Annotated in this window: 12 protein-coding genes, 2 pseudogenes and 1 other annotated feature; of the genes and pseudogenes, 7 read left to right on the top strand and 7 right to left on the bottom strand. The window is 46.9% G+C overall.

What is annotated here, in order from left to right:
- Positions 1-99: 99 nt before the first annotated feature.
- Positions 100-319 (bottom strand): annotated as a pseudogene (locus tag AZ66_RS30825) (small, acid-soluble spore protein, alpha/beta type).
- 118 nt (positions 320-437) lie between these two features.
- On the opposite strand from AZ66_RS30825, the gene AZ66_RS21065 reads away from it, so the two are divergent.
- Positions 438-638: a DUF5325 family protein gene (locus tag AZ66_RS21065; protein WP_021258591.1), complete on the top strand. Its 201-nt coding sequence runs from the start codon at positions 438-440 to the stop codon at positions 636-638.
- Positions 639-667: 29 nt separating this feature from the next.
- Here the strand turns inward: AZ66_RS21065 and trpS are convergent, their stop codons facing one another.
- On the bottom strand, positions 668-1,654 hold the full coding sequence (gene trpS, locus AZ66_RS21070) for a tryptophan--tRNA ligase (RefSeq protein WP_044356626.1): 987 nt from the start codon (positions 1,652-1,654) through the stop codon (positions 668-670).
- A gap of 78 nt (positions 1,655-1,732) precedes the next feature.
- Positions 1,733-2,027: a binding site (T-box leader), on the bottom strand.
- 213 nt (positions 2,028-2,240) lie between these two features.
- Here trpS and AZ66_RS21075 point away from each other — a divergent pair.
- Both AZ66_RS21075 and AZ66_RS21080 read left to right on the top strand, forming a co-directional pair.
- A complete protein-coding gene (locus tag AZ66_RS21075) occupies positions 2,241-3,206 on the top strand; it encodes an aldose 1-epimerase (RefSeq protein ID WP_021258593.1) in 966 nt (321 codons plus the stop codon).
- A gap of 149 nt (positions 3,207-3,355) precedes the next feature.
- Positions 3,356-3,583 carry an alpha/beta-type small acid-soluble spore protein gene (locus AZ66_RS21080; protein WP_021258594.1) on the top strand — a complete coding sequence of 76 codons (228 nt, stop codon included), beginning with the start codon at positions 3,356-3,358 and terminating at the stop codon, positions 3,581-3,583.
- Between the two features lie 147 nt (positions 3,584-3,730).
- Here AZ66_RS21080 and AZ66_RS21085 read toward each other — a convergent pair whose 3' ends face one another.
- A complete protein-coding gene (locus AZ66_RS21085; protein WP_021258595.1) occupies positions 3,731-4,129 on the bottom strand; it encodes a hypothetical protein in 399 nt (132 codons plus the stop codon).
- A gap of 238 nt (positions 4,130-4,367) precedes the next feature.
- Between AZ66_RS21085 and AZ66_RS21090 the strand changes: the two genes are divergently transcribed.
- Entirely contained in the window at positions 4,368-5,624 is a 1,257-nt protein-coding gene (locus AZ66_RS21090) for a methyl-accepting chemotaxis protein (protein ID WP_044356627.1), read from the top strand.
- A 146-nt stretch (positions 5,625-5,770) separates the two neighbouring features.
- Here AZ66_RS21090 and AZ66_RS21095 read toward each other — a convergent pair whose 3' ends face one another.
- The gene (locus AZ66_RS21095) at positions 5,771-6,958 is read right to left on the bottom strand and encodes an MFS transporter (RefSeq protein WP_044356628.1); all 1,188 of its coding nucleotides are present in this window, start codon (positions 6,956-6,958) and stop codon (positions 5,771-5,773) included.
- Between the two features lie 63 nt (positions 6,959-7,021).
- On the bottom strand, positions 7,022-8,812 hold the full coding sequence (locus tag AZ66_RS21100; protein WP_044356629.1) for a M3 family oligoendopeptidase: 1,791 nt from the start codon (positions 8,810-8,812) through the stop codon (positions 7,022-7,024).
- Positions 8,813-8,945: 133 nt separating this feature from the next.
- Between AZ66_RS21100 and AZ66_RS21105 the strand changes: the two genes are divergently transcribed.
- On the top strand, positions 8,946-9,125 hold the full coding sequence (locus AZ66_RS21105) for a YycC family protein (protein ID WP_021258599.1): 180 nt from the start codon (positions 8,946-8,948) through the stop codon (positions 9,123-9,125).
- On the top strand, positions 9,122-9,352 hold the full coding sequence (locus AZ66_RS21110) for a hypothetical protein (protein WP_021254267.1): 231 nt from the start codon (positions 9,122-9,124) through the stop codon (positions 9,350-9,352). Before AZ66_RS21105 ends, AZ66_RS21110 begins: the two co-directional genes overlap by 4 nt.
- A gap of 93 nt (positions 9,353-9,445) precedes the next feature.
- Here the strand turns inward: AZ66_RS21110 and AZ66_RS21115 are convergent, their stop codons facing one another.
- Positions 9,446-10,150, bottom strand: a complete 705-nt coding sequence (locus AZ66_RS21115; RefSeq protein ID WP_044356631.1) for a DUF2225 domain-containing protein — start codon at positions 10,148-10,150, stop codon at positions 9,446-9,448.
- Positions 10,151-10,251: 101 nt separating this feature from the next.
- Complete coding sequence (locus tag AZ66_RS21120; protein ID WP_044356632.1) at positions 10,252-10,641, bottom strand: globin domain-containing protein; 390 nt, start codon at positions 10,639-10,641, stop codon at positions 10,252-10,254.
- Between the two features lie 531 nt (positions 10,642-11,172).
- Here AZ66_RS21120 and AZ66_RS21125 point away from each other — a divergent pair.
- Positions 11,173-11,973: pseudogene (locus AZ66_RS21125) on the top strand (nucleoside recognition domain-containing protein); the annotation flags it as partial.

Genomic DNA, 11,973 nt, shown 5'->3' on the forward strand with positions numbered 1-11,973 from the left:
CACTGTACCTTCTTTTTTTGCCAAAAGCCGTTGATTCTCCCCATATCATAATAAAAGGCTACCCCGCGCGCAGGGTAGCCAAATCATTAGTGCATTCGATTAGCGGGAACCGCCGGAAAGCGATTGTTGTGCCATTTGCACCAAACGCTTCGTCATGTATCCCCCGATAGAACCGGTATCACGGGAAGTGTAGTTCCCGTAGTAGCCGTCTTGTGGAATTGGAACGCCCAATTCCTGAGCAATTTTCGAATTTCATTTGCTGCAATGCAGCAGTAGCTTGAGGAACAACCAAGTTGTTGGAACCAGAACGATTAGACATAGGTGATTCTCCTTTCGCAATTGGTGCTTCTAGTTTGCAAGCTTGCAAACTTATTTTATCCGGCCTGCAAAATGTTATACTTATCTGTAACATTATTTTGCGAAAAGGAGTCTTCCCCATGAACAAATGGTTATCACTATGGTTCGCATGCTCTTCCATCGCCTTGCTGATCGCAACAGCGATCTCCATCAGCCAGAGTGTCTGGCTTGCTCTTCTCTTTACCATACTTGCCATCGTCAATATGGGATGCGGCTTCATTGTGAAGGCCAAGCTTCGTCGGCGAAGCTTAGCCCAACAAGAACATACAGCAGGCCAGTAGGCAAGCAGGCTTAACAATTCTTCCTATTTTTATTGTGGGAGCACGAAGCCCATCCGGCGTTTCACTTCCGTTAATGTCTGCTCTGCCGCTTCACGTGCTCGCTCAGCACCACGACGCAGCGCCTCGTGATGTTCACCTGTGCGTCTTACTTCATGATAGCGGGCCTGAAGCGGCTCGATGAGCGCAGCGACATGCTCAGCCAAGTCTTTCTTGAACGGCCCGTACATTTGGCCTTCGTATTTCGCTTCAATTTCAGCAATGGACATACCAGCGGCATGTGTATAAATGCTCATCAAGTTGCTGATTTCCGGCTTATTCGCAGGATCATACTTCACAAGTGACTCAGAGTCTGTCTTGGCACGACTGATCTTCTTGCGAATGACAGCAGGATCATCTAGCAAGGCAATATAGCTTCCAGGGTTCGGGTTGCTCTTGCTCATCTTCTTGGAGGCATCATCCAATGACATAATCCGTGCGCCTACTTCCGGGATATACGGTTCTGGAACAGTCAGGAAGTCGCCGAAGCGCCCGTTGAAGCGTGCAGCCAAGTCCCGAGTAAGCTCCAAATGCTGCTTCTGATCATCGCCAACGGGAACAAGATCGGCTTGATATAATAATATGTCTGCAGCCATAAGTGATGGGTATACGAACAAGCCCGATCCAACTGACTGCTTCCCTTCCGACTTATCCTTAAATTGCGTCATCCGCTCCAACTCACCCATATAGGTGAGTGTCGTCATCAGCCATCCAAGCTCTGCATGCTGATGGACGTGAGATTGGAGGAAGATGTTCGACTTGCTTGGGTCGAGGCCTGCCGCAATATACAAGGCAGCTACTGATTCTGTCTGCTCACGCAATTTTTCCGGATCCTGCGGTACAGTAATGGCATGCAGGTCTACCACCATGAAGAAGCACTCATGCTCTTCCTGCAGCTTCACGAAGTTTTGGATTGCTCCGATGTAGTTGCCAAGTGTCAATTGACCGCTTGGCTGAATACCAGATAGTACGCGTTTCATCACGCAACACTTCCTTTTCCACAAATATCATTATTCTTGTATCGTCATACTCGAGAACGCAAAAAAGGCCCTTCATCCGCAAGGGACGAAGAACCGTGGTGCCACCCTAATTCGCCTGCATAATCGTATGGCTGTGACTTCTTACAAGCACAATCCTACGAATGTTAGGAAGCATCAGCAATCTATGCTGACTCCCTCTTTGCAAGCCTTGACCTCTGTAACGCAGAGCTGCGGCTATGTCTACTTCATGCACATCACTGGTTCAACACAGCACTCCGAGGCCCATTCCAACTATGCATTCGCATCGGTTCACAGCGACCACCGACTCTCTGGAGCTACCGCATAGCGTACTTGTCCTCATCATCATTTTACACGAATTCAATTATATCCTATCACTTATGCGAGCTCTACATAACTAGGAATTAGCCATAAGGATAGCGAAGATCAATGTATTTGTCAATCTATCCTATGCCCGTTTATCGCCAGCTTGGATTAGACCTAGTGTGCTTCAATGACTTTAATGCGTGAATTTGCTATCATGAAAATAACAACCTTACATAACTTCACGAGCAAAGGGGCAATTCGCATGTATCAGATTACGAGAGGCAAATGGAACGATCATGAGACAGTTATTCTTCACAGTGACACGCTTGAGGCAACATTGCTGCCTTCCCTAGGCGCTAATCTCATTCGTCTATGGGACAAAGTGCTTGAACGCGATATCTTGCGTACGCCAGCTGAGAGCGATTTGGATTATTATATGACCAAGCCTTACCACTTCGGCATCCCTATGCTTATGCCGCCTGGACGGATACGCCGCGGACAATTCCAATATGCAGGAGTGTCCTATCAGTTTGATCAGAACACAGCCAACAACAATCATATTCACGGCTTGCATCGCTTGCAATCGTGGCAAGTTACACGTGCCGAAGCAACCGAAGATCACGCTATCGTCACGGTTCAGTTCCATTCTTCTGAAGATAAGCACTGGATGGAGCAATATCCAACGCCTCTCCAGTTCGAGCTTACTTATGTACTGAAGGGAAGCCAACTGACACAACAATTGCAAGTAACCAACGTTGGTGGGCAGACTGCACCATTTGGCTTCGGAACACATACGTGGTTACAACTTGATGGCGAACCGAACCGCTGGACCCTACAGGTTCCTGTTACAGGTGTGTATGAGCTGGACGAAGAGCTTATTATGACAGGAAATACGTTGCCGCTGAGCGAGAACGAGAAGCTGCTCTCCGGAATGAACTTAGAAGGAACCGACTTCGATACGGTATTCAGCATAGGCGAGCATAAGCCTGAAGCTTGGCTGTCCCGCGAAGATGGTTATCGTATCCGCTATACAGGCAATGAGCCTTGGTTCAAGCATTGGGTTCTCTACACTCGAGGCACTGCGAATGAAATTATCTGCATAGAGCCTTATACTTGGCTTCCTGATGCGCCAAATCTTCCATTCGGCAATGAGGTCACAGGCTTGATTGAACTTGAGCCGAACAAGCCAGTTATCCTCAACTTAGAGCTTGAAATTCAACATCCATAACAGGGGAGGCGACAAGCCTCCTTTTTGCGCTCCTCCCATGAATGCCAGACCAGGACAACTTGGCATTATTTACATTTCACAACGAGCACTTCCTCTCGCATATTTCATCTCTATCTCTCCATAATAACTATCACAAGGAGGTGAACAACATGCCAAATCAACAAACAGGAAGCCGCTCCAATAATCTCGTTGTTCCTCAAGCAACAGCAGCACTGCAACAAATGAAGTTAGAGATTGCTCAAGAATTGGGTATTCCAATTTCTCAAGATGGTTACTACGGTAACTATACTTCTCGCGATATGGGCTCCATCGGAGGCTACATCACGAAGCGTCTTGTACAAATTGCTGAACAGCAATTGGCTGGCCGTGCTCGCTAATCTTAGCTGTTGAACCTTTTTAAGCTAGTTACGCAACACCCCATACTTACGAAAAAAAGCAGGACGTCCTACTACAACCAACTGGTGTTAGAAGAGACTCCTGCTTTCTTATTTACGAATAACATTCGACAATTGCAAACGTACACATTAAGATACATTTCTGTAAGTATGTAGATTCTCTTCCTTCTTATCCAAGATATAAACCATATTGTGATTCGATTCAAACCATGTGCTGACATGCAGCTCCCCATGCCTAACTGTAAAATCGTACACAATCTCCCCATGCGTCCAATTCTTCTTATGTTTCAGCGCATCAATCGCCGTCTGCAGAAATTGGGCAATCTGCTGCCTCGACAAACCTTGTCGAATCGGCTTTAGTTCACCACCACAGCTTTCCAACGCATCGTGCTTCACACCGAATTTCCCAATGACATCATTGCGAAGACAGACTACAATTGTTCCACCTGTCAAACCAATCAGCTCTGATTCTAATTGTTCAAAAACTAGGCTTATTTGCCTAGCTAATGGAATCGAGACAGACTTCATATTATTCATTCCTCCCTATTTTTACAGAAGCTAAGCTTCAAATTTATGGTTCTTAAGTCACAGTATAAGGGATTATTTTCCTTTAATCAACACATTTTTACATCATCCAAAATGGTGTTGACGAATTTCGTCTAATCATGTTGAATTTACTAACATTTTCATAGACCATCTTCGCAGCCGATGCTATAATGATTTCAAATTCTATATTTTGGCATGACAGGGGGAAAGGAGCGGTCCTATGAACTGGTTCTACAAGTTAAACTTCAAACAAAAGCTGCTGTTCGGCTGTTACAGTATCGTCGGCCTATTCGCATTAGCGACAATAGTCCTACTCCTAGCTGATGTATCGCTTACAACCGGGATAATCATTATCGCCGTTCTGATCGGTGTTAGCTATCCCATCATTAACTTTCTGGAAAGTTCATTGAGTGCCCCGATCAAAGACATTGCCCAGTCAGCCCTGCAAGTATCCAAGGGTGACTTCTCCCAAACGTTGAACGTGACAACGAATGATTCACTTGGCGAGTTAGGGCATGCTTTTAATTCCATGATCATTAAGCTTCGTGAAATTTTACGCCAAACGACCGATATTACGCGGCACGTATCCGAATCAAGCAGAGAAATGTATCATATGAACCACAATTTAAAGCTCGTTATGGAACAGGTGACAGCTTCATCAAATGAACTTGCGATCGGAGCAGCGGAAATCTCCGAAGATGTCGCATCGATGTCGGATTCCGTCAAGCAAATTGAACAGAAGGTTGAGTCCTATACATACTCTACGAAGGAAATGAATGAGCGCTCTGCCCTTACAATCGGTCTCGTTGCTAAGGGAAGAACGGCAGTCGAGACACAAAGCGCAGGCATGCAGCGCAACATTGAGGCAACTGATCAAGTAGCATCGACAATTGAGGAACTTGCACGGCAAGCAGATGGCATCTCCAAAATTACACGCACCATCTCTGACATTGCTGAGCAGACAAACTTATTGTCCCTTAATGCCTCTATCGAGGCGGCACGTGCTGGCGAGCATGGCCGTGGCTTCGCAGTCGTCGCACAGGAGGTTCGCAAGCTTGCTGAAGAATCTTCCGCTTCGACGAAGGAAGTATTTACTCTGGTGAAAAGCATTGAGTCAGGCATCCGCCAGGCAATTACGAATATTCAAGTCAATGAAGAGGTCGTTCACGCCCAAACGGAATTAATTAAAGAAACAGAGCGCATCTTCCTAGAAATTGTAGATAGCATTCAATTTATTACCGAACAAATTGCCGCCTTCGCGAATGAAAGTGATACGATGCTGGAAGGAGCTGTAAACATTTCAAGCTCCATCGAGAATATCTCAGCAATTACACAGCAATCTGCTGCGGGAACAGAGCAAGTATCTGCTTCTATGAATGAACAAATTACATCCGTCCAAGCGATGGCCGATGCTACGGAGCAAATGCAGCAAAAGGTGATCCAGTTGCAGCGTACGATTCAAGTATTCAAATTCTAATATTGCATATAACCAAAACAAACGGGGCAGCCACTAGTAGAATGCTACTAAGGGCTGCCCCGCTGTTATTGGATTACCTATTTACCTACCTTACAGCTATTCAGCACTGTAAATGATAAGTTTAATTTCCAATTCCATTATGCAAGTTATACGGTTGCTTCTTGTTCAACTGCAAGTGTGCGCTTGCGATCCTTGCGGTTCCACAACATGAAGCCAAATGTTCCAAGAAGGGCAAGGACAAAACCAAGGCCATACATGACATTACCGCCATACGATTCCTGCAGTGCTCCGCCAATAACTCCTCCTGCCAATCCGGACAAGCCAAAGAACACCATACCGAGCAGCGATTGTCCTGTAGCTGCTAATTTTTGCGGGAGAAGCTGCACTACGAATTCGATTGCTAAAGCCCAGAAGCAAGCATACGTAATCGAATGCAGTCCTTGCAGTACGATTAACATCACCGGCTCCGTCGTTATGGAATACAGCAGCCATCGAAGCGCATATAGCATGCCTACGGCGGAAAGCAATGTCAACATTCGATACCGCTTCATGATTCGTCCCATAATGATGAAGCCAAAAACTTCACTGAATCCTGCAACAGCCCATGCAATCGATACCTGCCCGGAGGTTGCGCCCAAATCGCTCATATGCAGCGATAGCAGCGCATCATTCATCCGATGGGGCATCCCGATGACGAAAATAAGAGCAAGCAATACAAGCAAGGAAGGAATGGTGAGCGCCTTTTTCAAAATGGTCATGTTCACCGCTTCATCCGGCTCACCATCATCATATCTCGGTTCCTTCAAAAAGAACATACCGATAAAAAAGCTGGACCAGACCGGTAAATACATCCAGAACAGTGAATCCACTCCGCCCACCAAATCAAATACCTGTGCTAGCGTTACAGCCGTTACGGTGAAGCCAACTGAACCCCAAAGGCGAACAGCTCCATATGATTGCTGCATAGAATTAGCTATTTTAACTGTTAACGTATCAAGCAATGAAATCGATGGAAGATAGCAAATATACAAAATCAGAATACTTACCGCGACAAGGATACGATCCGTTGTCAAAAAAGCTAATGACGCTGATATTCCCAATACGATCCACAAGCCGATTAGTAGCGGGCGAACCTTTCGGATGCGGTCGCTAATCAGACCTGCGGCAGGCTGTGCAAACATCGCCAGAAAAGGCCCCAACATTAATATAGTGCCTACTTCAAACGGTTCGAAACCCCGCTCCCGCAATAGAAGCGGCAAATAAGAAAGCAGAACGGCATTCGTTGAGTAAAACAAAGCATGGAACAGCTTAAGAAGCCTAGTTGATGTCGCCAAGTTGTTTTTCCTTTCTATGTAAGCCTCATTTAACTTGCACGGTCTATCCGTTGTCACTCTAAATTATTCAGTCATTTGCAGGAACAATTCCACGTCTTGCAATGTCACATCTATCGCCGATTGCCAGAAATCTGGCTTCGTCAAATCTACGCCAAGGTGCTTCTGTGCAAGATCCTCTACCGTCATTACCGCTGTATCCCTCAGCAATGCATCGTACTTCGCTGCGAAGGATTCGCCTTCTTGCAGAGCTCGCGCATACAATCCCGTACTAAACAAGTAACCGAATGTGTAAGGGAAGTTGTAGAACGGCACACCCGTCATGTAGAAATGCAGCTTAGACGCCCAGAAGTGCGGGTGGTACGAATCAAGTGCACCACAGAACGCTTCCTTCTGTGCCTCTTCCATAAGCGAGCATAGTTCCTCAGAGGACAATACGCCTTGCTTGCGCTTCTCGTAGAAGCGAGTCTCGAACAGGAAGCGCGCATGGATATTCATGTAGAACGCAATTGACCGCTGAAGCTTATCTTCCAGCAGTGTCAACTTCTCTTGCTCATTCTTCGCCTGCTTCACCGCAGAGTCAGATACGATCATCTCGGCAAAAGTGGAAGCCGTCTCTGCTACGTTCATCGCATATGACTTTGCAAATGTAGGAAGATCCTCCATCACATGCGTATGATAACCATGTCCAAGCTCATGGGCAAGGGTGGACACGTTCGATGGTGTGCCGGCATAAGTCATGAATATACGCGTTTCTTTGCTAACAGGCATCGACGTACAGAACCCACCTGGACGCTTGCCAGAGCGATCCTCTGCTTCGATCCAGCGCTTCTCGAATGCATTCACTGCGAACTTGGACATACGCGGGCTGAACTTCTCGAATTGCTCGACAATCGTACGCGCACCCTCATCGTAAGAAATCTTGGATTGCGTGTCGCCAAGTGGAGCCTCTACATCACACCATGTGAGTTTCTCTACACCAAGCAGCTTTGCTTTTCGCTCCAAATATTTCACGAACGGCTGCTTATTGCGAACGATCGTATCCCACATTGCATCCAGCGTCGCCTGCGACATCCGGTTGTAGGCAAGGGGCTCCTTCAACACTTCGTTCCAGCCACGGTTCTCATACAGCTTCAAGCGGAAGCCTGCAATTCGGTTAAGGGCGTCAGCACAGTAGTCCGCACGCTCTTCCCATGCTTCTTCCCACTTCGCGAACATGTCCTCGCGTACCGAGCGATCAGCATCAGACAACTTGTTGTCAGCTTGTCCTGCAGAAAGAAGCACTGTCTCCCCATTCTCTTCATGCTTGATACGGAAATGGGATACGATAGTGTTATAGTTGGCACTCCATCCGTGATAACCATCTGTTGCCAAATCCCCAACAAGCGCTTCCTTCTCCGGTGACATTTTCTCCTTTGCCCATTCTCGGCGTTCAGTCAAATTGAAACGAATGCCTGCAATTTCAGGCAGTGCAACAAATTCAGACCATACTTGCTCATCCATGCCGCGCAAAAGCTCATCATACAGCGTATCCAAAGTAACCAGTCGGGCACCGATTGTACGTACACGGTCGGATAATTGAATCGCTTTCTTATCCTTTACATTTTGTGCCGTCAAGCACCCTATGTAAGCACCTGCCTCACGTAACTCTGCAATCAACTGCTGAAGCTGCTGTGTCAATCGGGCAAGCTGCTGGGCTTCTTCAACCGATTGAGGAATCGTCATGGTCTTAAGCTCGTTCGTAATCGAAGTGATTTTCTGCTCACCAGAAGACAGTGAAGCCTGCAGTGCTTCGGATTCTGACCCACCTTCAAAAATGACATCCAAATCCCATGTTTGACTTAACGGTTGTTTCATCGTGCACACACCTTTCATTTGGCTTAATTTGTCCACACCTATTCAACCTTGCAAAGTTTGAGTTTTGCACCTTGACCGTGTATAACTAAACTATATCAAAATTTATAGGAACTCGCATAGGGAGGATCGTGAGATGAAACCATTGCCAATCTCTGCAGACACTGCTGTCAAACTGTCTAAGGCGCTTAATGTCCCCTTAGAGCAGCTCATGCATATGCCGCAACACATTCTTATACAGAAGCTCGCGGAGCTTAATAAGGCCGATCAGAGCCCTTCTGGCGCAGAACAATCATCGGAGAACACCAAGGAATGATACCATTTGAAAATACACTGCCGTATGATCAGCTAATGGGCGACCTGTATATATCAACCTGCCCATTTTGTAAGAAAGACAATGTCCTTCTTCCCATTAAGCCAAATGAGCTTCCTGATATCCATGACGGCAAGAAACGGCTCCTTGTATTCCCTTGTTGTCGCAACCGCCTCGTCATCATCGATGCGGATAACGATTATTTGCTTGCAGACCGCGCGATTCGATAGAATGCATGGATCAGTGAGGATTGATTTTCACTGGACAAGACAAAGACGTGTACCCGCCACTTCTGCCGGATACACGTCTTCTTGTCTCCTCATTCAATCGGCCATACTTGATGTAGCGTTTTCAGTTGCTTCTCTCATTTCCTCACGAATAAGGATCCATTGCTCTCTAGCAGCTCGAATCATTGCCGCGTCCATGATCCTTTTATCATGGACAATTTTACTGAAGCATTTCACAGCCTCATTAAATTCGCCCAATCGGCGATACAGCTCCCCGATAATAAAAATGAGCCGCGCATCGTTCTGATCGCGCCACTCCTGCTCCAGCACGGCAACATAGGCGTCAAGTGCATATTGCATGTATCGACGCTCTTCTACCACATCATTGCGATATCGATACAACCATGCGATATGGTGAAGAAGACCAGCAACCACACGATGGCTCTCGCCAATAGTCTGAGCTGTTAACAGAGCCAGCTGGTACGTTGCAAGCGCATCCTCCCAAGTCCGCTCGCCACCGTAATCACGGTTCTTCCACTGGTTCGCGATGCGTGCTTCGAACTTTTTACGCTGCGGCTCGTACCAATGCTTTAAGGAATTTTCTGTGGATGCACATCCACATGAAGGACATACCCGAACTACGTAAAAGTCCGGATTCACCTTGCCCTCGTCATAATGCGTACAAAAATCACTGTCAATGCGTGAGGGCTTCTTGAAGCGAGGCCGTACACGCGAAGTAACAAATACCTGTTCACAGTACGGACAGCCTACCTTCACCGTAAAAAGCGGTTCAACCTCCATAAATCGTTCCTCTTTTCTGCTGATCGATTATGTGAGTCGCACGAAGTCCATGAAAACGAATCTATTATGGAATACATGAGCCGTTCTATTTGAACAAGGAATTAAGCCTCATCATTCGTATTAATAAAGTGATACGCTGGGCCTGATAAGCGATCGATAACCATCGCTTCCAACCCTGGCTCCATTCCTATCTCACGAAGCGCTTCCCGCATGCAGCCTAACCATGCATCTGCACGATCACGCGTTATCGGAAATGGTAGATGACGTGCACGCATCATTGGATGTCCGAACTGATCAGAGTAGAGAGATGGTCCTCCGAAAAACTGCGTCAAGAACATGAATTGTCGTTCCATTACCGGCATAATATCCTCTGGGAATAGTGGCGCAAGCAAAGGATGAGCCTGGACCCGTGGATAGAAAGCCTCCACCATCTTCCGAACCGTCGCCTCTCCGCCGATCGCCTCATATATTGTTTGACTGTACCGTTCCATAATCGCTCCTATCTATTCCATCATGCGACTGCCATCAACAGCCAGCATTTCGTCAATAAAGTAGTCCTTGTTCAACACTTTATTACAAACGAGCAGAAGTTTCAATCAAATGAATGGTGAACGTGCAAATAAGCACAAAAAAACGCTGAGCATCTGTTCAGCGTCTGGCCGTAGTTGTGGTCTCTTCTTACCTTGTCTTTACCAATCTTCTTCTGGTGATCCCATTAACGATTCCCGAATGACATAAACAAAAGCGCAAACAAGGATGCCTGCAATAATGCTCACACCAATCACCCCTAACGATCGGATACGCATTTCATCTTTCTTGTATTTTTAGTGTACCATAATGCTTCCCGAAATGACACGGATAAATGCAAGCGTTTCCTTTACGTTTTGATTACAGAATAAAGACAGAATTGTATCATCACAGCGCTGTTCTGAAGGTGAACAGCATGATTGTTGCCCCTTTATCATATGTTGTATTGCAGTGGTCGTCCCATTGACTGAAGAATTAGAGGGAGTGAATATACAATGAGCCGCTCTCGGACAAGCTCCTCCATCCTGATTGTACTCATCGCAGCAACGATTGGTCTCTTCATTTTATTAATGATCATATATCCTGACACCGTATTATCCGCTTCGACACGGGGGTTGGCCATCTGGTGGGACGTTCTATTCCCATCCTTGCTCCCGTTCTTTATTATATCCGAAGCTCTGCTTGGTTTCGGTATTGTACACTTCATTGGCACCTTGCTTGATCCAATCATGCGCCCGATGTTCCGCATCCCTGGAATCGGCGGGTTTGTGGTCGCAATGGGGTATGCTTCCGGTTACCCTGTTGGAGCCAAGCTCACCACTCAGCTGCGAATGCAGAGTCTCATTTCCCGTGAAGAAGGGGAGCGCCTCGTCGCCTTCACCACGTCATCCGATCCCATATTTCTAATAGGTGCTGTATCCATCGGATTTTTCGGAGACGCCAGCCTAGCTCTTACGATAGCACTTGCTCATTACGGAGCGGCATTTGTCGTCGGGCTATTGATGCGATTCCATGCCCCGCATGCTCCTATGACACCCATAGCCGCAGGTGTCGAGCCGATCTCCTCCCATGGACAGACGAAGCGTGTCAAGCAGATTCCCCTCGTTGTCCGCGCCTTCTGGGCCATGCATGAGGCTAGGCAGAAGGATGGCCGCTCCCTCGGTACCCTTATTGCAGGAGGCTGTTGCCTCCTCTTTAAAGCTTATGATCGTTGTAGGAGGGCTGGTTGTCTTTTTCTCCGTTGCGATGGACTTACTGTCTGCAATTGGGGTTATGCGTGTATGGGAGGTTGTGCT

The organism is Paenibacillus sp. E194 (assembly GCF_000935845.1).
GTDB lineage: Bacteria > Bacillota > Bacilli > Paenibacillales > Paenibacillaceae > Paenibacillus_B > Paenibacillus_B alvei_B.

Coding starts and splice junctions, on each gene's coding strand:
- AZ66_RS21115 (WP_044356631.1), bottom strand. CDS start 10,150: ATGGAGGTTGAACCGCTTTTTACGGTGAAGGTAGGCTGTCCGTACTGT.
- AZ66_RS21075 (WP_021258593.1), top strand. CDS start 2,241: ATGTATCAGATTACGAGAGGCAAATGGAACGATCATGAGACAGTTATT.
- AZ66_RS21085 (WP_021258595.1), bottom strand. CDS start 4,129: ATGAAGTCTGTCTCGATTCCATTAGCTAGGCAAATAAGCCTAGTTTTT.
- AZ66_RS21080 (WP_021258594.1), top strand. CDS start 3,356: ATGCCAAATCAACAAACAGGAAGCCGCTCCAATAATCTCGTTGTTCCT.
- AZ66_RS21120 (WP_044356632.1), bottom strand. CDS start 10,641: ATGGAACGGTACAGTCAAACAATATATGAGGCGATCGGCGGAGAGGCG.
- trpS (WP_044356626.1), bottom strand. CDS start 1,654: ATGAAACGCGTACTATCTGGTATTCAGCCAAGCGGTCAATTGACACTT.
- AZ66_RS21065 (WP_021258591.1), top strand. CDS start 438: ATGAACAAATGGTTATCACTATGGTTCGCATGCTCTTCCATCGCCTTG.
- AZ66_RS21105 (WP_021258599.1), top strand. CDS start 8,946: ATGAAACCATTGCCAATCTCTGCAGACACTGCTGTCAAACTGTCTAAG.
- AZ66_RS21090 (WP_044356627.1), top strand. CDS start 4,368: ATGAACTGGTTCTACAAGTTAAACTTCAAACAAAAGCTGCTGTTCGGC.
- AZ66_RS21100 (WP_044356629.1), bottom strand. CDS start 8,812: ATGAAACAACCGTTAAGTCAAACATGGGATTTGGATGTCATTTTTGAA.
- AZ66_RS21110 (WP_021254267.1), top strand. CDS start 9,122: ATGATACCATTTGAAAATACACTGCCGTATGATCAGCTAATGGGCGAC.